We start from the raw sequence: 20,392 nt of genomic DNA, 5'->3' as shown, positions 1-20,392 counted from the left end.
CGTAAAGGAGGAAATGATGTGGTAGCCCTTAGCAGTAACTTATTATATGCAGCATTCTTACTATATCTAGTTGCAACATTTTTATTTGGAGGAGCTATTCGAGATAAGAGAAAACAATATGAAAAACCAAGTAAATGGGCAAAAGTCGCAATAACTATCACTATTCTAGCTTTTGCTTCCCATTTGGGATATTTTATTACTCGATGGGTCGCTTCTGGACAAGCGCCTGTTAGTAATATGTTTGAATTCATTACAGCCTTTAGCATGATGATGGTCCTGGCTTTCATAATTCTTTATTTTATCTATAAGGTAGCAGTATTAGGTTTGTTTACTTTACCAATAACATTATTGATTATTGCTTATGGGAGTATGTTTCCGACAGACATTTCTCCATTAATACCAGCACTTCAAAGCGATTGGCTTGCTATTCACGTAACAACAACTGCACTAGGTTCAGCTATTTTGGCCAGTAGTTTCATTTCAGGGGTCATTTATTTACTTCGTTCTGTTGATCAGACGAAACGCTCAAAAGGGACCTTTTGGCTAGAAGTTGTCATGTACACGATTGTGGCGACACTTGCTTTTGTAGTGGTTACAAGTGTTTTCAGAGGGATGGAGTATGAAGCCGTCTACAAATGGGTTGATAAAAATGATCAAGAGGTTGAAATGACATATAATCTACCTTCCATTGTAGGTCCAAATCAAGGTGAATTACTTACAAAAGGTAAAATGGAAGCCTTTGTTGAAGTACCAGCTATCATTGCAGCAGGCAAACTAAACACAGTTATCTGGTCATCTGTTACAGGTTTATTTTTATACGGGGTGCTAAGACTGATTTTAAGAAAAAGAATTGCTGCAGCGCTTCAGCCATTAACGAAAAATATCAAACTTGATTTGGTCGATGAAATCGGATACAGATCCGTTGCAATAGGTTTTCCAATATTCACTTTGGGTGCTCTTATTTTTGCGATGATCTGGGCTCAAATTGCGTGGACGCGTTTCTGGGGATGGGATCCTAAGGAGGTATGGGCCTTAATTACATGGTTATTTTATGCTGCCTATTTACACCTCCGCCTATCGAAAGGTTGGCATGGTGAAAAATCAGCATGGCTCGGAGTAATAGGTTTTGGAATTATTATTTTCAACCTAATTTTCGTTAATCTAATTATTGCTGGTCTACACTCTTATGCATAAAGAAATAAATTCTTTTAAAGCTAACTAAAAGTTTATGTGATAAATCTAAATTCATTTTTATCTATGTTATTGGAGGGGAATAATCTTGTAGATCCCCTCCACTTATGTAAATTGACAGTATTTTTGAAAATGTATTTTAAACATATCCGAATTTCTATTCTTATTCAACTCTCCTTATGATGAAAAGAAAGTAGAACCATCGATTTAAAAATTTCATCATCGATATAGTAAAATGCTAATTTACCTTCCTTTCTATAGTTAGCTACACCTGAGCGTTTTAAAAACCTCAAATGATACGAAGCTGTAGCTATAGAGGACTGAATAATATTAGCCACATCACATACACAAAGTTCCCCTTCTATAGCTAATGAAAGAATAATCTTTAATCGTGTCTCATCAGCAAGAAGTTTAAATTTTTTTGATAGATGAAGTGTACTTTTAGAACTTAACAAATCTTGTAACCTTGATACTTTTATAGGGTCATAACAATAGATCTCACATTCATCTTTTAGAGTATCTTTTATATTTTTATCAACTAATGACAATTTTCCCACCTCATTAAAAATATGTGATTAGCTTATAATGAGCAAGCTTTAATGTCAATATTCAAATATTTACTTGAATAAAGAAGCGAAGTGTTTCATATTCTTTTATGTCACAAATCGTAAGATCAACATGTTACTTTATTTTCGCTCTTAGTTTATAAGTAATCCAAAAATCATCATAAGTTATTATAAATGAAGGGATGCATGTTTAATGGATAAAAACAAGAAAGGTGATTATATCCCTGCACTAAAATACCATTGGATGACTCGATTTTATGATCCGTTAATTCAATGGGGAATGCAAGAAAAAAAGTTTAAAACGCATTTAGTTAAGCAAGCAAACCTCCAACAAAAGGAAACGATAATGGATTTAGCTTGCGGTACAGGTACGCTGGCACTTTTAATACAGCAATCACAACCTGGTGTGCAAGTAATTGGGGTTGATGCTGATCCTGAAATATTATCAATTGCTATGGAGAAAATTAAAGAAACTCAAGTTAATAATATCACCTTTGAGGAAGGGTTTTCTTATAAACTTCCCTTTTCCAATAATCTATTTCATCACATATTTACAAGTTTATTTATTCATCATTTAACTCTGGAAATGAAAAAGAAAACATTTGAAGAAGTTTATCGGACACTCAAATCTGGTGGCCAATTCCATATTATTGATTTTGAAAAGCCACAAAATTGGTTGATGCGTGTTGCATTTTTTCCTATTCAATTTTTAGATGGGTTTGAAACAACTTCAAATCATGTTAAAGGGGTTATCCCTAGCCTATTAAAAGAAACAGGATTTGTTTTAATAGAAGAAACTGGACAATTTTCAACTATCACGGGCACACTAAGGGCATATAAAGCTTTTAAGCCATAAGCTGTTTGATTTTTTATCAGACTTCTTGCATTATGTAATTTTTAAATGTCCATTTTACTGTAAATAGTATTGACCATAAAAAATTAAAACAGAGAGATGGGAATGACATACATGGAGAATATTTCACCTTTAAAAGCAGTTACGGATATCTGGAAGGTTAAACGAGGCAAACCAGAAGACATTCTCTCTCGGCAACTATCTCGTTTAACTGACCTTATTAGTTTTGCAAGATCAAACTCTCAATATTACGCACAAAAATATAGCGAGTTGCCTGAACGGATTTCAAGCATACAGCAAATCCCTCCAGTCACCAAATCAGAACTCATGGACCATTTTAATGATTGGGTAACTGATCCAGAAATCACCATAGAAGGTGTAAAGGAATTCGTGTCAAATATGTCATTAGTTGGACATCTTTATTTAGGGCGCTATATGGTTTCGACCACTTCAGGGTCAACCGGAGTACCTGGAATCTTTATTCAGGATAAAGCTTCAGATACTATCATGAAAACATTAATGGCTATTCGCGGAACAACAAAATTAAAATGGAGTGACATATTGAAAGTAGCAGCCAAGGGCGGACGAAATGCGGCGGTATGTTCTACGGCTGGTCATTTTACGGCATTCAGCACAGCTGAACGTCTGCGTTTAAGAAATCCTTCGAACGGAAAAATTAGAGCTTTTTCTATCCAATTCCCCCTTTCCACGCTTGTAAAAGAATTGAATGAATATCAACCAGCCTTAATTGGGGGGTATGCAACAGCGATGGAAATTCTAGCAGAGGAACAAAAAGCAGGTCGGTTACATATTCAGCCTGTTGCAATCCTTTTGGGGGGAGAAAAGTTATATCCAAATGTTCGTGCGAAACTAGAATCTGTTTTCCAAGCTCGCGTTCTAGATCTTTACGGCGGTACAGAAGCAACAGCCATGACTTTCGAATGTGAAGAAGGTCAGTTTCATGTAAATACCGATTGGATTATATTTGAACCGGTAGATGAATTTTACCAACCTGTGCCATCAGGAAAACAATCCCATTCGGTTTTAATTACAAATCTGGCCAACAGAATTCAGCCCCTAATTCGTTATGAACTAACTGACCGTGTCACCATGTTTTCGGAACCATGCAAATGCGGGAGACCATTCCCGGTCGTTCAAGTCGAAGGGAGAACGGATGACATTTTAAAATTCTCTACCTCCAACGGTCAAATCGTTCATATTCTGCCCTTGGCTCTAAAAACCATTGTGGAGGAAATACTAGGCGTAAGGCGTTTTCAACTAATTCAAACGGCACCAGATAAATTAACAGTACGTTTAGAAGTAGACGAGGGTAATCTTAGAGATCAAGTTTGGGAAAATGTTAGAGAAGCCCTATTAGATTACTTTGCTACCCAGGGACTAACTAACCTTTCAATAGAAAAATCGGAAGAATTGCCACAAAGGCACCTTAAAAGTGGAAAGTACCAGCATGTTTTGATTGATTATCTTAAATAAAACAAATATTAAATAACATTGACGTATATTCTGTACGCTAAGAGATTTCAAATTTGCTTACAGTATTAAATTCACGTTTTTGCTCTGGACATATAAAGACAAGGCTAATTCACCTTAGTGTTGGAGAAATCAGTCTTATCTTTTCTATTTATTATATTAGATCCCAAATAGTACATAAAATAAATATCATAAACATTATTACTTTTAATAATAAGCTTTTTTTGTACTACACGTAACAAAAACGAACATTTTTGTTACGTGTAGTGATGATCAACTTTTAGTCTAGCTAACTCGTATAATGAGCGTAACAAAAATATGTCACAATATTATTCGTAACAATATTTATCACGAATGGATTTTGGTACAATATTTGATAGAGGAGAGGATGAACATGAAGTTTGGCTATATGCGTGTTTCTACATTTGATCAAAATTTGGATCGCCAAAAGAAACAACTTGAAGAATTTGGGTGTGATCGCATTTTCTTTGAAAAAGTAACTGGTACGAAACGAGGGCGACCGGAGTTGAATCGTATGTTGGAATTTTTGCGAATGAACGATACGGTTGTTGTGACGGATCTGACTCGTCTATCCCGTTCTACGAAAGACCTTATTGAAATTACAGAACTCATCTCACAAAAGGGAGCGCATTTAAAAAGTTTAAAGGAATCCTGGCTTGATACAACAACAGCACATGGGAAAATGTTGTTTACTATCTTTGCGGGTATTGCTCAATTTGAGAGAGATTTAACTTCTGAACGGACAAAAGAAGGGATTCTGGCTGCAAGGAAACGAGGAAAATATCCTGGAAGACCGAAAACCGATGAGGAAAAGGTTAAGTATGCCTTGTATCTTATGGACCAAGGGTTGAGTCGTACTGATGCTGCCGAGAAGGCTGGTATTTCTCGCATGACTTTGTATCGTAAGATGCAAAATAACAATAAAATCGAGTAGCAACCATCGGACAAAGGAATTCTGTCGATCATTTCTCAGATTTACTTTGCCCCTGGTTGCACGAACGCTGGTACTGCCCCTAGAAGGTGAATTGGATTATCAAAACTTATTATTGATTTGCCTTTTTGAATTATATGATATTACCGTTAAATATGCAGGGGATAGTGGTAAAAATCTATATCTAGTTTTTGATAAAATGACGATTACAGAAAATGAATTAATAAAGTATTGTAATGAATGGATAAGGGGGATAATTGGTATTGTATTTGAAAATTAACGACTTTATTATTCTTTCAAACAATTATTTGATTTTTTAATCATCTTTATTATTCCTATTACTAAAAAATTTAGAAAGAGAAAAAGTTAAATGAAGCTTGCTAGAAAAAAAAGATGTGGAAGTATTTCGCACCTGCCGTTTAGAAGGATTAATGAACATCCACCAAAATGGACATAAAATACGGACTGTTGGTTCGCAAATATAAAAAGGTTGTAGAGGAGTTGCTTCTTTCTCTACAACCTTTTATATTTATTTGTAAAATGATATTTGTAAAATACTATTATCTTTATCATCTATTATAAATACAATTTTTTTATAAATTGATGATAGTAAGTTTATACCCAAATTATTATTAATATCGCTATTTAACGAAATATTATCCGGTGAAGGAATAGCAAAGCTAATTGGATAATGACTTTGTAAAAAATTCAGTAAGTGTTTATGTTCTGAATCTATTGATGAAGAATTAGTAGATAGTGTGTCAAGTAAATAGTAACTTAATATTCTTTTCTCTGGTACAATAGGATCGGTTTCAGTCATCTCTAATGACACCATTTCTTCAGGGTCACTAACCAATGTATTTATCGTTTTTTTCTTATAAAAACAATTTAAAAAAGGGCTTAGAGTATTCTTTTTCACCGAGTCTCTAAAATTATCAATAGCTTGCTGTTTGGGGTGTGATAATAGAATAGCAATTTTATTATTGTCCTTATAACAATAATATCCTTTATTAAATAAGCATATAATATTATCATATTCGTATTTATTATTTTTATTTATATATATTAACTCTTGGAAATCATCAGAAATATAGTAGTATTTTGAAATTATCATTTGTTGCACAATCGATAAATTATTAGGTACTTCAATATTTCTTATGTTTGTTATTTTTTCTTTATGGTCGAAGTTAACAATTACATTATTTTCTGTATCTAAAATAACTAATTCTTCTCTAGAAATTTTTTTGAAATTTTTCATTTTATTTTACTGTCACTTTATTGGAGAAAATTTGTTGAACTATTAAAGTACTGTCTGGAGCTGTAAGTGCCGTTAAAGTACCTCCTACTTTTATTCTATAAGTTCCTGGCTTAAGGACCCAATTTATTCCCTGTGAAAATATTCGAGAATTAGAACCTGAGGAAGACCTTGTTGCTCTACCATAAAATAGCCATGTACCCTTTTCATTTTGTTTTTCAAAAGTATAGGTTAGACTTCCTCTTTGAATACTATGCACAGGGGAAATTAATTCTACAGTTGTTTCTGCTCCACCTTTTATTGGCCATGCTTTTGCTACTCCACCACCAACAATAGAGCTAAACAGCTGAATTTCTTTTTCTGGATTTTTTTCATCTACAGGTATTTCTTCATTTGCTACTTCATCTAAATATTGGAGAACTTGACCATCCTCATTTACATAAACTGATTCATTTGCAGATATATTTGGTACCAATGCAAATGATAGAACAAAAACTACTAATAATGCTAGAAAACTTTTAAATTTCAAAGAAAACAACCTCCTATTATATTAGTTTCAATTTCATTATATATCATAAAAGGATAATAATGGAAGTGTTTTCAGAAAATTTATTTGTTGTTCCATAGGAGCTATATAGATTGTTGAATGAGGGGGGAAAACTGAATAGAGGTGAAGTAAAAAAAGTTAATCATACATAGATTATTAAGTAGCACAAACAAGTTCTTAGTCTGTGCTACTTTTTTATTACCCTAAAATTGGTTCACTCTTCATATAACCTCTTTTTGCATGATATAGAATCCTGTGAGTTGATAGACTTTTAGTTTCAAATATTTCATTCAGTACAGTAATTACAGATATAGCACTATAACGATTAGTTATTAATCTCTGAGGATTGGATGCAGCTAGTTCCTGACAACTTAATTGAGAAGGAGCTATTTCATCATTGTCCTCTAAAATATCTGGATATAACGTACCTATTGGTTCTGAGAGTATTTTCCAATCAGACTTAAAACCACAAACCATTTGTCCAGTGAAACCTGAATCTTTATATTCTTCCAATTCCTCTTTCGTCCAGGACTCAATTGGTCTATTTCTGTGATCCTTTGGTAAGATAACATTTTCATTGCCCACATCAAAATATAGTAGGGTCTGAGCGGTGTTAAAATACTCATGGAATATCTTTCTTGAATAGTTATTATCAACACAAGAAATAAGAATAGGGACTATTCTATAGTTATATGGAATTCTTTCATAATTGAGTTGGAACAATGTGTCTATTGTTTTAGTGTCTTCTACATAACCTCCAGTGTAAGTGGCTATGTCTAGTTGATAAGCAGCACGATACCTTTTAGCTAAGACATCTGCTTTATTTTTACCTACATCTTTTGCTAAGCATAGTTGGTTATTTCTATTTTTTTCTTCATAAATATCTGGTTCAGCAATTATTAACTTTGCCGATATCTCAAACATACTTAACATTTGGCACAATTGCTGAATAACAATTCCTCCAGTACCTCCTGCGCCTATAACTAGAATCTGATAATATACTTCCCTTTGATAAGAGCGGCTTAAATCTATAGAAATAGGTTGCATCTATTCAACCTCCACTACAGTTAGATCATAGCCATTTACCTTTTGTTTAGTTGTCAATGTAAATTCAAATACTTTGCTACTATCTATAATAATATGTTCATTTAATTCTTTATTGAATGTACGAACTAGCACATCAGGGAATAATCCATTAATATTACCAATAATGGCATATAAAATAGGAGCACGCTGGTTGTCATCGTCTATTTTGGACGGAGTAGGACTTAAAATATGATGTGAATGTATTTCCATTACCTTTGAATACCTTCTCTCTATGAGTTTAAGAGCGGTCTCTTGTGCCTCTTCTGTAATAGTGACTAAATATCTGCTAACTCTTTGGGAAGGAATATCCATAAAAAATTCCTCAGTGTCATGATCAAAGTAAATATTAGCAAATACTTCAGTACCGTGATTATCTGAAAAGTACTTTGCAATATGGATAAAATCTAATAAGATTTGAAATGGAATCTTCTTTTTTTGATGTTTTAAAGAAGAGTCCTCGAAAGAGAACTCTTTATTATCCATGCTGCCATTTTTCTTTGCTTGCATAATAGGAATAACCACATCTTGTTTTTCTACATATACCAAGGTGGTATATTTAGGTACTAAGATTGGAAAGTCTTTTTCTAATTTCTTTCTAAGTTGTTCCTCACTAATAGGTTTATATTCAATTTCTCCATCCTCAGACGTTTTTTTAGATGGAAGTCCTCTTTCAATTTCGTCCTTGGAGAAATAATTAGTAACTGGATATTCATTCATCCCAAACCGAATAATGGTTTTACTTGTTAATTTAAAGTTATCTTTCTTATTTGTTGAACTCTTTGTAGAACTAGAATTAGTATCAGTCTTTAGCTTTGGTTTATTTTCCTTTATATCATTCATTTTATTAAGGTCAACTTTTTTAGTCTCCACTTCAATATCAAATAGTGAAAAGATATCATCCTGTTTTATTGTCATTTTCAATTCCTCCATATTGTATTTTTATTATAGATTCTCTAAAATTTGAATTTTCGAATGTGGTAATAAGATTTCATCATCAAATTGTTTATTTTCATATTTTTTAAATAATGCTGCCACACTTAAATTAGTAGTTGTTTTTGCTCCATAATCTTCTCCAAAAGGTGCCTGCAAAAACAATAAATGCAAACTGTTTAATTGATAGATGTCATCTATTTCAGGAAAAGTATTTCCTCCCATGCAAACATGACCATCTAAAGATACATGTGAAAAGGGGAAAAGAAATACTTCCTTATCTTTTGTCAAAAATTTGGAGCCTTTAACAGCAACAATGTTTTTCAATTTTACTTTTTTCTCCATTACTTCATATAAGAAGATTAGTCTTGGTAGTCCAACCTGTTTAAATAGTGTTTTTCCATACCGCATATCAAGTTGTTGTTTTGGTACCTCTATATATACTAGTTGATGCTTTACTAATTCATTAATCCAAACATGTTTCACGCAATTTTTTGGAAGAATTGGAGTTTGAGAATCAATTATGTAATCCTCTATACTTTCTTGAAGAATACTAAAAAGATTAGGGAGGGTAATGTTATATAATCCCTCTACCATTCTTCCATTTAACTTAATCATTTGATCCAATGACTCTAAAGTATTATTGAAATCAGAAGTGATTTGTAACACTTCGACTTGTGCATTTAAGTGCTGTGGTTCATCACTAAGCCGAAAGATAATGTCCATTTTGCTGTTCCTCCAGTTTTTCGTAAATATTATTAGTCTCATCAGCCACCTCTATTAAAGCTGATAATAATTCATGATAAAATCCATCAAAAATGAATCCAATAATAATACCCAAAGACTCCTCTACAAATGCTTCACATTCTAAATCAATGTGATTCAAAGTTGACTTAATAAAGGCTATATACTCATCTTTTTGACTAGAAAGTAGTATTTTTTCCACTTTAAAGCTATTCAACACTATATACCATTCTGCATTTGGGTTGAATACACTCTCGATTTGTTTAGCAAGTGAGATTTCTTCTGGATCATCCGTATAAACTGTTGCGTGTTTTGTATCAAAACCTAAATCATTCATACCTCGCATTAAAAAATCGTATCCAGGATTAGACATAAAACCTACTTCTACTCGATAGTTACCGTATCCACTTACATCCACTTTAGCGTCATGGAGAATCTTTAACATTAATAAGTTAGAAATTGAATAGTCATAACTTGCTTTAGACTCTGCATCCATCAAAATTGATGTCATTTTCTTCACCTCTCCTAAATAAAATCATCCTCATAACAATATATTTTTTTGGTTTCTTGACTCCAACGGACAAAAAATTCTTGGGTTTGCATATAAGAGGACCACATATTATTTTTTATATTGTCATAGTCTTCTTCAGAAAAATCATCCGTATATTCATCCGATGGTAAATAATAGAATTCATTGAAGGCAAGAATTGCTTCATCATAGGTAAATGAATTGAAATTAATACTTTCTGTTGCAGAATGGTTAATAACTATATCCATAAAGTAGGCCATTCCTGCTTCCGATGAATTTGGTTTAACAATAATATTTTTATTTTTAATTTCCTGTGAGAGTTTCCTCATATTTATTTTCATAAATCCTCCAATAGAAAAAGAAGAAAGGAGAGCCTTTCTTCTTACATTTTGTTATTTATTTCTCACCGGAAGAATCAATTGTATTTCCTCATGAGAAGAATCACATGGTGTTAATAAAAATGGACGCATAGAACCTTGGTATTTAAAGGACACATACTCTGATTCCATTGCTTTTAATGTATCGATCATATAATTATTATTAAAGGCAATATCAAAATTATCTTCACCTTCTAAACTTTCATAATCGATTTCAATTTTTCCGCTTCCAGTTTGCGCTTGATATGTTGATAAAGTCGCAACTCCATTTACATGGAGTTTAACGATTCCTTTAGTCTCATTATCTGCTGCATTAGTCAAACCATTAATCATTTCAAAGCCTTCCAAAAATTCTTTTCTGCTTATTTTCATTTCAGCAAGATGCTCTTTTGGAATTAAGCGGCTTACATCTGGATAAGTTCCTTCTAATAGACGGCAATAAAAAGTGAGATTATTATTTTGTAAAATAAGCATTCGATCATTTTCACAAAACACAGTAACTTTCTCACTTAAATCAAAGGATTTCAAACTTTCCAATATTGATTTTGCTGGGATAATAATCTTCCTGGACTCCTTATGAGATTCTGTGACGTCAATAACGCCTAAACGGTGAGAATCCGTACAGACAAGTCGTAGCTTATCTTCTGTAATTTCAAAACAAATTCCTTGTAGAACTGGTCTAGCATCAGAACTTGAAGCTGCATACCCTGTTTTTTTGATAAATGAATTAAATTCGGTTCCTTTAATAGACAGAGTTGGCTCTATACCATCAAATCTAGGTAATTTAGGATACTCTTCTGCCTTAAAAACTGATAGTTTAAATTCACTCTTTTTTTTCTTCCCATGTTTTATTACTAATTGCGTATCATCTAACGAAATGCTTAATTCGGTTTTAACTTTCTTAGCAATTTCATATAACTGATAGGGAACAACTACCTTACCTTCTTTATTAATAAGTATTGACTCATCTTCGAATAAAACTGGTAATTCATAACGGATAGTAGTGTTTAAATCAGATCCAATAACGATTATCTTATCTGACTTAACTTCTAAATAAAAACCTTGTAGTATTGGATTTGATGTTTTAGTTTTTACTAATTTCTCTACTTTTGAAAGGACCTCTAATAAACTCTCTTTATTAATAATAAATTCCATGTAATTTCCTCCTAAAAAAGGTTAAAAAAATAACACAAAAGTATTTTTGTGTTTGTTTACGCTGTTTGATGTTCAAACATATTATTTTTTATATCACCTTCAATAAATCCATTGATTTCTTTAATATCTTCTCTGTTCAAACGTATTAAACAAGAATGAAGGCTATCGATTTTCTCTTGTGGTTTTAAAATTCTCACATAATTTAATACATTTTCAACAGGTATTTTATAATGAATACTCATTTTAACTAAGTCACTTACGGGTTTTAAAGTATCATAGTATTTAATTAACTCTTTGTCAGTAGCCTTTTCCTTAATATCTTTTATTTCAACACAATCAGATTTAGTATCAGAATTTATATGATGAAATAACTCCATTGCTGCTCTTGGTTTAAGATTGATTTTATTTATAAATTCTGTGATGGAAATAAAATAAGAATTCCTATTGAAATTGTTATTTCCAGTCTTCTTATCAATTTCTCTTTTTTTATTGTTATTATCGGTAGTACTAGTTGTTTCTTTGTTTTTTCCTTGTTTTTGCTCATTAGGTGGTAAAGCCCAATCAGGTAAACGCGGTGGATCATAATATCCCACTACTTTATTTTTTTTATCATTCAAGTAGATAGAATTATTACTTTTAGTTTCAGAGATTTTAACATATATAGGCTCTAATTTGTATAAATAACGCCCAATACCAAACTGTACAGCAGCTCGCTTCATCGCATTCGATAAACCACCCTTAAAGGCTTCAAAATTAGAAGGTTCAGAACCATCCGATTTGGTAATCCATTGGCCATTAATATAACAACTAAGTTCACAAATTATACCACCGGAGAATTCTACGTATGAGTTTTTCCAGCCGCCAATACCAAATACTTCATCTAGTCTATTTTGAATAGCTCTGTTATTCACGTAAGCTACTACAAAAGCATAAGCTCCGTTGTTACCTTTGTTACTTGTTTGAACTTTCCATTCTATATCATTTTGTGAGAATGGTTGTCTTAATTTGTTAAGAATTTCTTCTGTAGATTGCGTCGTCATTTTTTTCTCTCCCTTTCTTAGAATAATTTATAACTCTTTTACATCGATAAACATAAAAAAGCCTTTGGAGAGATAGGGAAAGAATAGCAAAATGCTATTCTTAAAATCTATCAACCCAAAGGCTGTATGTTTATTTTAGAAACCGCAAATCCAAAAGGATCGCCAAAAAATTAAAAAATATAAAAAAGTTATAATTAAATTATACATTTTGTCTCCAACTGTAACAACTATTAAATAATTCATTCTATATATTTTTTAAAGTCTATGATATACTCTATTTAGATTAATAGTAAACATGAAAGCGATAACCGCTAGTATCCTCTTATCTAAGGGGGTATTAGCGGTTTTTTTTATTTTTTTGGAAAGAAGGGGAAAAATGATGAGAAATTTAAACCAAATTTGTATTGAAGATGATGTTGAAAGACTTATTATTTTGAGGAAACGATTGAAGTTAAATCAATTTCAATTCGCGAAAGAGATAGGCATCAGTAGCAGCTATTTAAGAAAAGTGGAAAGTAGAACAATTCCTTTTCCATTTAAATTCCGAAAAAAAATTGATGAATACTTAAAACAGGAGCATTTAATCTATGAAAAAGGTTCTAACCTCTATAAGTGATGAACAGATCATCGGGGCAATACAATCAAATGATGTAGAAATTGTATTCTATGATTCTAACTTCATTAACCATGAAGAAGAAAATTACATCTTTAATTTGTTAATTATTACTTCAGATGAAATAAACAATCAGTTCCTTACGTCTCTTAAAGTCCATGATATTTACATTTTGGGTAATTCAAATGACAATAAAGCAAATAGGAGAAACATGTATTTCTTTGAGAATGAGGATTCGCTCAGAAAGGCTCTATTCATCTGGCCAAAGAAAGTAAAAAATAATCAAGATAAAGATATTAGTACTTCTGAGAATACACTCAATATGGAGATTCAAGTTGACCAGGGACCTTTACATACTTCAATTACAGGTGAGGCACAAGAAAATAAAATAACTGACTCCATTGAAACTTTTGATTGTAATAATGCACCACCGGTGAATATTAAAGATGATTTCCCATCGACGGAATATCCTATTAGTATTAGTCATTTCAGTACAAATAAAATTGAAGCTATGAGAAAGCAATATGTATACAAAGGGAAACAATACCCACAAAACAAAACGATTGCTGTATGGTCTCCACTTCATCGTATAGGAGTATCGAGTTTTATTCTAAACTTTGCAATATACCTTCAAGAACAAAAAATACAAACAGCTGTTATAGAGGCAATGCAACCTCCAAAATTATCTAGTGTTTTGTCTAGATATGAACCAATGCCGGTTAATTTTCGTTCTTTTATAGAAGTGTTTCATTTAGAAGAATATGAACTTATGGAATTAGATTATCACAAAACGAATTGGCAATATATGGGAGTTCTGTGGCTGCCTATTGGAGAAAAAGATTATGTTTATAACTGGACTGAGGACTTTTTAGAGGTGTATTTTCAATTTTTTCGATATCATGATGTAATTTTAACAGATTTGCCAAGTGGAAAGATGACCGAAGAAACAGAAAAAGTACTTCAAAATATAGATGAACTTTGGGTAATGGTAGACAATTCAATTGTAGATATTTTAATGTGGAAAAAATATATTCACCAATTAAGAGAAAGACATGGAATATCAATGAAATTAATCTATAATCGTAGTTTTCCATTTAGTAAGATTAACTCTTTAGTGAATGGCCTTGAACTCCCGATAATAGGCACCCTTCCGGATCTAACAGAAGAATATATTCGATTACAATATAAAAAGAAGCCTCTTATCTCATTTGATGAAGTAAGGGAAAAAGTAAAAGAGAATTATGAACATCTTATTAAGGCGGGATTTCAATTGGATTCCATATCAAATCCAAAAAAATTGCCTCTCAAAACAATTATCAAAAAACTTTTCCAATGAAGAGGTTGAATAGAACTTAAATAAAGTGCTATGATAAATACATAAATTGTATATATTTTAGTATTTTGTTGCTTTCTTTTTGATAAGCGGTTTAATAATTAATAATAGCGGACTTTGGTTCGTAGTTTTGAGGAGTATTTCTGTCCTTTAACTACATACCAAAGTCTTTTTTTTTGGAGGTGAAGGAGATGAAATTACAAGAAGTAAAAAAAGTACTATTTAGTGGAAAAGGCAAAATCATAATCAGCATTCATACTATGCAGCGATTAGAGCAAAGAGGTTATACCAAAGCAGATATAGTTACTGCCATATTAAATGGAGAAATAGTGGAAAGGCAATCCATTTCAAAAGTTGCAGTACTTGGAAGAGATACTGACGATAATCCAGTGGTTGTAGTAATTGCAAAAGTATCAAATCATCAATTTAAGATTGTTACAACTATGCCACCAATTGATCGTAGTAGATTTAAATATTGTATTTAACAAGACGAAAGAGGAGGATAAGTATGAATTCCTTATATAGAAAAACAAAAGTAAAAGGGTTTTATGAATATTATCGTACTCCTTGTCCTATTTGTGGCAAAACAGGAGCATGCATGACCAATGAAGATAATAGCAAAGTAGTATGCATTCGAGTAGAAAGTGACATTCATTTTTCAAAAAACTCCGCGTTAATTAGTTACTTGCATGTATTAAAAAAAGATAATAGAAATAAAGTGAATGTAAAGGAAATGGCTGAAGAAGTAAATGGATTTCCCAAAAAGGACAGTATCACATTAGATACAATCTATCATGCGCTTTTAGATAATCTAATTTTAGATGATTTTCATTATAATCATTTAACTTCAAATGAACGCAAATTGAGTGATGAACAAATAACTATCAGAAATTATAAATCATTCCCTGATAAGCCGTGGACTATTGTTAAAGCCATTAGCAATGATTTAGGGATAAATGATTTTCAAGGGATACCAGGGTTCTATTTTCAAAATGGTTATTGGAGTATAGCAGGAATGAAAGGAATTCTCATTCCTTACAGAAACCAATATAACCAAATCGAAGGCTTTCAATATAGAATTGATAACCCACCGAATATAGTGGAAGTTAAACTTAATGGGAAAGAATTTCAGGCTAAAGTAATCAAACAGCCAAATGTTGTAGAAGTAAAATATAAAGGAAATATCATATTTCAAGGCGAGGTTCCTCTACAAAAGGAATGGACTACTATTACAGATAATAATGAGTTATTGGGATGGATTAGAGTTAAAAAAGCGAATAGATATTACTGGTTAAGTTCTGCCAATAAACCTAATGGGACAGGTTCTGGTAATCCAGCACCTATTCATGTATCAATTCCTAGTACAAAGTTAAAAAAATGGGTTCCTGGTACTCTTTATAAAGCTAAAACCGTGTGGCTTGGTGAAGGAGCTTTAAAAGGAGATATAGCAGTTGACTTAATGGCTAATCTATATGATCCATTAGAGATAGATCAAATTGGAGATACTTTCATTAGTCTTCCTGGTGTAGGAGCATGGAGGTTAGCAATCCCAGTATTGAAAGAGATGGGGGTTCAAACTATTAATATTTGTTTCGATGCAGATGCTATTGAGAATGTTTATGTAAAAAAACATCTATTGGAGTGTGCAAAGGAATTAAAAAAACAAAAATTTCATGCTAATTTAATTGTTTGGAAAGAATCGGATGGAAAAGGGATTGATGATTTATTATTAAAAAATAAAATCCCTAACATTAAAAGGATTTATTTGTGATTTTTCATAATTCTCCGGAATAATTTCATAATTGACCGGAATAGTTTTTCATAATTATTCGGAATGAAAAATTGAGTAATCTTAAATTGATTTAAGATTACTCAATTATATATTATTATATCTTTTAAACTTATAAGTAAAATAACTTTTTTGGGGGTGATTATTTATTGAACAAAAAATTACTTTGTGTAGTTAAACCTAGAAAAGATGAAAATATCTTTAGTTATATTAATAGATTATCAATTGAAAATATGTATGAAACAAATACATGGATATTAAACGATTCTGATTTTAATCACTATATTGGTCCTCGCAATCTGCTACCATGGAAATTTGATTTTTCATCTTTAATGAATTTAACTGGCTTGTCACTTAATGAATTATTAATAACTACATTTTATAACGAGTTTGATTATGAAAAAGGAAAATTTAAGCATTTTAATTTTACTTTGTATCAAGACAGTTTGATGAATGCTCATGCTAAGGTATGTCCTAGATGCCTTGAAACTGTTGGTATTCATCATAAATTATGGGATATAAGAATTTTTTTAGTATGTCCAATACATAATTGTTTCCTTGTTTCTTCATGTAGTAGCTGTGGAAAACCAATTAAACAATATAGAAAGAAGTTTTATTATTGTAAATGTAATAAGGACTTAAGGACCTTAAAAGTTAAAAATGCTGACGAAAGCAATTCCTTCGTGTCAAGAATCATCTATTATAAATTTAACTCTGATACCAGAAATTTTAAAGAAAGTAATCTAAATTTGTTAACTAAACTTGATCTAAAATATATCTTATTGATTTATCACTTTTTTATAAGATTGTACTATAGAGATAAGAGTAGAGTAGGGAGTATTTCAATTCCATTTGAATATGAAGATAGGGAATTTACTACCTTAATTATGAACATTACAAAAAGATTCGAAAATTGGCCTGTTAATTATTCTGATTTTTTGGAATTGTACAGAAATTTTAAGAAGTGTAAGCCTAAATATGATAGAGGCAGTTATATTAATAACTTTGGCTACTTTTTTATTGATTTATATAATAAGTATAATCATCCTCAAATGGACTTCTTAAGAAATGAATTTGAAAATTATATATTTAAAAACTGGGATAGTTCATTAATTTCAAATAGTAGGAGTTTTAACAAGGATATTTATAGTGCTTATTATCTTTCATTATCACAAGTCGCTAACATGTTAAAATGCAAACATGTTACTGTAAAAAAACTTATAGCTAATGGATTTCTTAAAGCGAGTATTACCAAGGAGAGAGAAGAATTTTTATTAATATCAAGAGAAAGTGTTAATAGATATCTTTCAAATAAAAGATTCTTGGTTAATAGAAAAGTAACAAGTAGTATTTTAAACATATCACTTAACGGTGTGATTTCTTTAGAAAAGACTCTTTTGGAAGTAAAAAGTTCTCCAATCATTAATGGTACTAATGAAGTATTATATGACCGGCGGAAGATTGACCAAATCTTCCGAATTATAGAGAAAAGGTATGAAAGATATTGTTTACAAAGTAATCAAATTTCTTGTAATGAAGAAGAGCTAACAGATATTACAAAGAGTATTAAATATTCAGTAGGCACTAATTTATCCGATATGATTACACTTATAGTCAAGGGGAAAATACGTGTGGTTGATAAAAGAGTGAAAGATACAGGCTTAAAACGATATCTTATTAGAAAAAATGAAGTATGGGAAGAGTCATTAAAAAATAAGTTAGAAACAGGAAAAGGGGTATTATCTCGACTGGAACTAGTTAAATACCTAGGGATAAAAAATAGTCAAATTAGTTTGTTAATCAAATATGGGCTATTAAAACCAACCGAACTAATGGAAAAGCCATATTTTTCAGTAAATGAAGCAAAAAAATACAAAAATAATTATATTAATTTATCTCAGCTTAGTGATCTTGTTTCCCAAGACATTGACTTACTGTTAAACACATTAACTAGTAAAGACATTAGCCCTGTATTAAATCATTTCCAGAATAAATTTAAAATATATAGTAAAAGTGATGTAAAGCTAATTATAGAAGAATAAATATAAAATCTCAGCTTTTTTGAATAATTAATAAAATTCAGTAGATTCAGTCATTAGAAAGCTATTTTAATCTTTATTAGATTATGTTAATTACGCTTTTTAAGAATAATAAGCGTTTACCATCGTTTAATTCAGGTCCTGAAACAGCAATCAATTTCCCCTTATTATATTTTTTTAATATTCTTTTTGTACTAATAGATTTAATCATAGAAATTTGAAAGGTTGTAAAGTACTTGGATTCAAATTTAGTAAAGGAATCGTTTGTAATAGCCCCTGAGCTATTAGTTTTAAGTCTATTTGTACAAATCCAATATTCAATATCCTTTTTCTTAACACCAAACAAGAAGGCAACATCTTTTTGCGATAAAACTCCACTTTGTTTAGCCAGTTTAACAACAATATTTCGAACTATTTTAAAAAGTACTCTTTTTGAAACCAAAGAATTACCCAAAACTTTTTTATCTAATTCGAATGGTAAGCACCCTGCCAACATTGCTTTAATTACAACAAAAGAGTAATGTACACCAACCCACTGAAAGGCTTTATTTAAAATAATTTTTGGTCCAATTATTAGAGTGGTTCTCTGTTGTAACCTTAAAGTGATTTCTTCTAATTTGCCAATAGGGATTTGCCATTGCATTACAGAACCAGTTTGTATGTTAATAGCTGGCCATAATACATTATTGGAAAGTATGTTAAAAGTAACTTTTGGGCTTGTCCGCCAAGTATTCCGTAAGTGTTCTTTTGAAATCGATTCTTTGTAAAGGGACAACCATTTTTCGATTTCAATTTTTTTCACAAAGAAAAATTCCATTTCCTTGAAGTTACACATAAACAGCTGAAAATAATCACTTCTTTTAATTGTATCTTCTTTTAATTTAGTAATTTCACATGCCTTTTTTATACTAATAAATTGATTTGGATAACTATTTGGTAATTGATTCTTAAGTATATAGTTCATAAACTCAGTGTGCAATGGTTCCAAATTAGTGCCAATTAACTTATTAACAGCATTACAAAATAGACGAAAACTATTAAGGTTGTTTTTATTTTTCATCAATCTAATGAATGTATAAAATTGCTTTGGCCAATCCCTCAATAATATGTAAGCGTGTATGTATAAAGGACAAGATTGAATAAGTGTTTTTGATTTTTTTAAACGGCTATTAACAACTGCGTTTCCGCTATATTTAAAACCATCTAATGTTATAATCTCATCAATATTGATTGTTTGTGGTATCCAAGTTGCTAAAAACTCTAATGCATAATAGAATGTCGAAGAATTTGAAATCCAATCATTAATATTAACAGTTTTATCATGGGAGAAAAATTTATCAACCTCTTGTTGATAATTAAATAGAAGAGATAATGTAACATTTTTGGGTTTAGCTGAAGATAAAGGCATCCCACAAACACATTTATCGGAAATAACGGTCTTAATATTTATATCTCTAGAACAATACATACATTTATCAATTAGAAATAATTTGTGCTTTCTACATATAAAACTATATGTAAAACTCCAGTCTAAACGGTGAATCGGTTCCTCTATTAAACATACTGGACAAACCTTTGTTGTTTGGTATGAAAACCAAGGGCACTTAATAGTGTTCTTGGTATAATCTACTCTTAAACCGTGAAATTCTAATAGATAAGTAAAAGTCATACTGTTTGCAAGCTGATATTCGATGCGTAAAAAGTTTGAAGTATCTTTAATATGGTTTTGTTCGCCCCAATTCATTAAATTAACATTAGGCTGATAACCTGTAAATACGGAAAAGTGATCATTAATCCATTTTATGTTATCCATTAAGTTTTCTTTTGCCGTCCTATAAAAGAATCCAGTAAGGCTTTCGTTGTTCTTAGGCTTTAAATAAAAAAGTAACATGATGTTCTTCA

The 20,392-nt window shown here is 31.2% G+C and carries 21 protein-coding genes; 10 read left to right on the top strand and 11 right to left on the bottom strand.

Annotated elements, in window-relative coordinates; translation table 11 throughout:
• The first annotated feature begins 18 nt into the window (after window positions 1-18).
• On the top strand, window positions 19-1,194 hold the full coding sequence (ccsB, locus tag F9279_RS08935; RefSeq protein WP_047943221.1) for a c-type cytochrome biogenesis protein CcsB: 1,176 nt from the start codon (window positions 19-21) through the stop codon (window positions 1,192-1,194).
• 164 nt (window positions 1,195-1,358) lie between these two features.
• Here the strand turns inward: ccsB and F9279_RS08930 are convergent, their stop codons facing one another.
• Window positions 1,359-1,739, bottom strand: a complete 381-nt coding sequence (locus F9279_RS08930) for an ArsR/SmtB family transcription factor (protein ID WP_082138369.1) — start codon at window positions 1,737-1,739, stop codon at window positions 1,359-1,361.
• Window positions 1,740-1,950: 211 nt separating this feature from the next.
• Between F9279_RS08930 and F9279_RS08925 the strand changes: the two genes are divergently transcribed.
• The 4 genes from F9279_RS08925 (at window position 1,951) to F9279_RS08910 (ending at window position 5,333) form a co-directional block, all read left to right on the top strand.
• Window positions 1,951-2,613 carry a class I SAM-dependent methyltransferase gene (locus F9279_RS08925; RefSeq protein ID WP_047943222.1) on the top strand — a complete coding sequence of 221 codons (663 nt, stop codon included), beginning with the start codon at window positions 1,951-1,953 and terminating at the stop codon, window positions 2,611-2,613.
• 111 nt (window positions 2,614-2,724) lie between these two features.
• A complete protein-coding gene (locus tag F9279_RS08920; RefSeq protein WP_053215731.1) occupies window positions 2,725-4,104 on the top strand; it encodes a phenylacetate--CoA ligase family protein in 1,380 nt (459 codons plus the stop codon).
• Between the two features lie 391 nt (window positions 4,105-4,495).
• Window positions 4,496-5,056, top strand: a complete 561-nt coding sequence (locus F9279_RS08915) for a recombinase family protein (protein ID WP_047943224.1) — start codon at window positions 4,496-4,498, stop codon at window positions 5,054-5,056.
• Between the two features lie 91 nt (window positions 5,057-5,147).
• On the top strand, window positions 5,148-5,333 hold the full coding sequence (locus F9279_RS08910) for a hypothetical protein (protein ID WP_047943225.1): 186 nt from the start codon (window positions 5,148-5,150) through the stop codon (window positions 5,331-5,333).
• A 249-nt stretch (window positions 5,334-5,582) separates the two neighbouring features.
• Here F9279_RS08910 and F9279_RS08905 read toward each other — a convergent pair whose 3' ends face one another.
• From F9279_RS08905 to F9279_RS08865, 9 genes are all read right to left on the bottom strand, one after another.
• Window positions 5,583-6,311 (bottom strand): hypothetical protein, encoded by a 729-nt coding sequence (locus F9279_RS08905; RefSeq protein ID WP_047943226.1) that lies wholly within the window; start codon window positions 6,309-6,311, stop codon window positions 5,583-5,585.
• A gap of 1 nt (window position 6,312) precedes the next feature.
• Window positions 6,313-6,837, bottom strand: coding sequence for a hypothetical protein (locus tag F9279_RS08900; protein ID WP_016204963.1), 525 nt, complete (start codon window positions 6,835-6,837; stop codon window positions 6,313-6,315).
• 216 nt (window positions 6,838-7,053) lie between these two features.
• Window positions 7,054-7,902 carry a ThiF family adenylyltransferase gene (locus F9279_RS08895; RefSeq protein WP_047943227.1) on the bottom strand — a complete coding sequence of 283 codons (849 nt, stop codon included), beginning with the start codon at window positions 7,900-7,902 and terminating at the stop codon, window positions 7,054-7,056.
• Complete coding sequence (locus F9279_RS08890) at window positions 7,903-8,856, bottom strand: hypothetical protein (RefSeq protein ID WP_047943228.1); 954 nt, start codon at window positions 8,854-8,856, stop codon at window positions 7,903-7,905.
• Between the two features lie 27 nt (window positions 8,857-8,883).
• Window positions 8,884-9,597, bottom strand: coding sequence for a hypothetical protein (locus F9279_RS08885; protein WP_047943229.1), 714 nt, complete (start codon window positions 9,595-9,597; stop codon window positions 8,884-8,886).
• Window positions 9,575-10,126 (bottom strand): hypothetical protein, encoded by a 552-nt coding sequence (locus F9279_RS08880; RefSeq protein WP_047943230.1) that lies wholly within the window; start codon window positions 10,124-10,126, stop codon window positions 9,575-9,577. Before F9279_RS08880 ends, F9279_RS08885 begins: the two co-directional genes overlap by 23 nt.
• Window positions 10,127-10,140: 14 nt before the next feature.
• On the bottom strand, window positions 10,141-10,485 hold the full coding sequence (locus F9279_RS08875; protein ID WP_047943231.1) for a hypothetical protein: 345 nt from the start codon (window positions 10,483-10,485) through the stop codon (window positions 10,141-10,143).
• Between the two features lie 51 nt (window positions 10,486-10,536).
• Entirely contained in the window at window positions 10,537-11,676 is a 1,140-nt protein-coding gene (dnaN, locus tag F9279_RS08870) for a DNA polymerase III subunit beta (RefSeq protein ID WP_016204957.1), read from the bottom strand.
• A gap of 56 nt (window positions 11,677-11,732) precedes the next feature.
• The gene (locus F9279_RS08865; RefSeq protein ID WP_053215732.1) at window positions 11,733-12,716 is read right to left on the bottom strand and encodes a Rad52/Rad22 family DNA repair protein; all 984 of its coding nucleotides are present in this window, start codon (window positions 12,714-12,716) and stop codon (window positions 11,733-11,735) included.
• 379 nt (window positions 12,717-13,095) lie between these two features.
• Between F9279_RS08865 and F9279_RS08860 the strand changes: the two genes are divergently transcribed.
• From F9279_RS08860 to F9279_RS08840, 5 genes are all read left to right on the top strand, one after another.
• Window positions 13,096-13,332: a helix-turn-helix domain-containing protein gene (locus tag F9279_RS08860; protein ID WP_226793382.1), complete on the top strand. Its 237-nt coding sequence runs from the start codon at window positions 13,096-13,098 to the stop codon at window positions 13,330-13,332.
• Window positions 13,304-14,665: a hypothetical protein gene (locus tag F9279_RS08855; RefSeq protein WP_047943232.1), complete on the top strand. Its 1,362-nt coding sequence runs from the start codon at window positions 13,304-13,306 to the stop codon at window positions 14,663-14,665. The genes F9279_RS08860 and F9279_RS08855 overlap by 29 nt, the downstream gene beginning before the upstream one ends.
• A gap of 188 nt (window positions 14,666-14,853) precedes the next feature.
• Window positions 14,854-15,147 (top strand): DUF4258 domain-containing protein, encoded by a 294-nt coding sequence (locus tag F9279_RS08850; RefSeq protein WP_016204952.1) that lies wholly within the window; start codon window positions 14,854-14,856, stop codon window positions 15,145-15,147.
• A 23-nt stretch (window positions 15,148-15,170) separates the two neighbouring features.
• Window positions 15,171-16,433, top strand: a complete 1,263-nt coding sequence (locus tag F9279_RS08845; protein WP_016204951.1) for a DUF3854 domain-containing protein — start codon at window positions 15,171-15,173, stop codon at window positions 16,431-16,433.
• A 167-nt stretch (window positions 16,434-16,600) separates the two neighbouring features.
• The gene (locus F9279_RS08840) at window positions 16,601-18,493 is read left to right on the top strand and encodes a TniQ family protein (RefSeq protein ID WP_016204950.1); all 1,893 of its coding nucleotides are present in this window, start codon (window positions 16,601-16,603) and stop codon (window positions 18,491-18,493) included.
• Window positions 18,494-18,569: 76 nt separating this feature from the next.
• Here the strand turns inward: F9279_RS08840 and F9279_RS08835 are convergent, their stop codons facing one another.
• Window positions 18,570-20,381: a TniQ family protein gene (locus F9279_RS08835; RefSeq protein ID WP_016204949.1), complete on the bottom strand. Its 1,812-nt coding sequence runs from the start codon at window positions 20,379-20,381 to the stop codon at window positions 18,570-18,572.
• Window positions 20,382-20,392 lie beyond the last annotated feature (11 nt).

It is taken from the genome of Bacillus sp. B1-b2 (genome assembly GCF_009183415.1).
GTDB lineage: Bacteria > Bacillota > Bacilli > Bacillales > Cytobacillaceae > Niallia.
The sequence above is the reverse complement of the archived record's forward strand: the minus strand, read 5'-3'. Positions and strand labels throughout refer to the sequence as shown.

Excerpts from the sequence above, each read along its gene's own strand:
- F9279_RS08865 (WP_053215732.1), bottom strand. The coding sequence starts at position 12,716 with ATGACGACGCAATCTACAGAAGAAATTCTTAACAAATTAAGACAACCA.
- F9279_RS08835 (WP_016204949.1), bottom strand. The coding sequence starts at position 20,381 with ATGTTACTTTTTTATTTAAAGCCTAAGAACAACGAAAGCCTTACTGGA.
- F9279_RS08920 (WP_053215731.1), top strand. The coding sequence starts at position 2,725 with ATGGAGAATATTTCACCTTTAAAAGCAGTTACGGATATCTGGAAGGTT.
- F9279_RS08905 (WP_047943226.1), bottom strand. The coding sequence starts at position 6,311 with ATGAAAAATTTCAAAAAAATTTCTAGAGAAGAATTAGTTATTTTAGAT.
- F9279_RS08890 (WP_047943228.1), bottom strand. The coding sequence starts at position 8,856 with ATGACAATAAAACAGGATGATATCTTTTCACTATTTGATATTGAAGTG.
- F9279_RS08850 (WP_016204952.1), top strand. The coding sequence starts at position 14,854 with ATGAAATTACAAGAAGTAAAAAAAGTACTATTTAGTGGAAAAGGCAAA.
- F9279_RS08855 (WP_047943232.1), top strand. The coding sequence starts at position 13,304 with ATGAAAAAGGTTCTAACCTCTATAAGTGATGAACAGATCATCGGGGCA.
- F9279_RS08875 (WP_047943231.1), bottom strand. The coding sequence starts at position 10,485 with ATGAAAATAAATATGAGGAAACTCTCACAGGAAATTAAAAATAAAAAT.
- F9279_RS08880 (WP_047943230.1), bottom strand. The coding sequence starts at position 10,126 with ATGACATCAATTTTGATGGATGCAGAGTCTAAAGCAAGTTATGACTAT.
- dnaN (WP_016204957.1), bottom strand. The coding sequence starts at position 11,676 with ATGGAATTTATTATTAATAAAGAGAGTTTATTAGAGGTCCTTTCAAAA.
- F9279_RS08915 (WP_047943224.1), top strand. The coding sequence starts at position 4,496 with ATGAAGTTTGGCTATATGCGTGTTTCTACATTTGATCAAAATTTGGAT.
- F9279_RS08885 (WP_047943229.1), bottom strand. The coding sequence starts at position 9,597 with ATGGACATTATCTTTCGGCTTAGTGATGAACCACAGCACTTAAATGCA.
- F9279_RS08860 (WP_226793382.1), top strand. The coding sequence starts at position 13,096 with ATGAGAAATTTAAACCAAATTTGTATTGAAGATGATGTTGAAAGACTT.
- F9279_RS08925 (WP_047943222.1), top strand. The coding sequence starts at position 1,951 with ATGGATAAAAACAAGAAAGGTGATTATATCCCTGCACTAAAATACCAT.
- F9279_RS08895 (WP_047943227.1), bottom strand. The coding sequence starts at position 7,902 with ATGCAACCTATTTCTATAGATTTAAGCCGCTCTTATCAAAGGGAAGTA.
- F9279_RS08845 (WP_016204951.1), top strand. The coding sequence starts at position 15,171 with ATGAATTCCTTATATAGAAAAACAAAAGTAAAAGGGTTTTATGAATAT.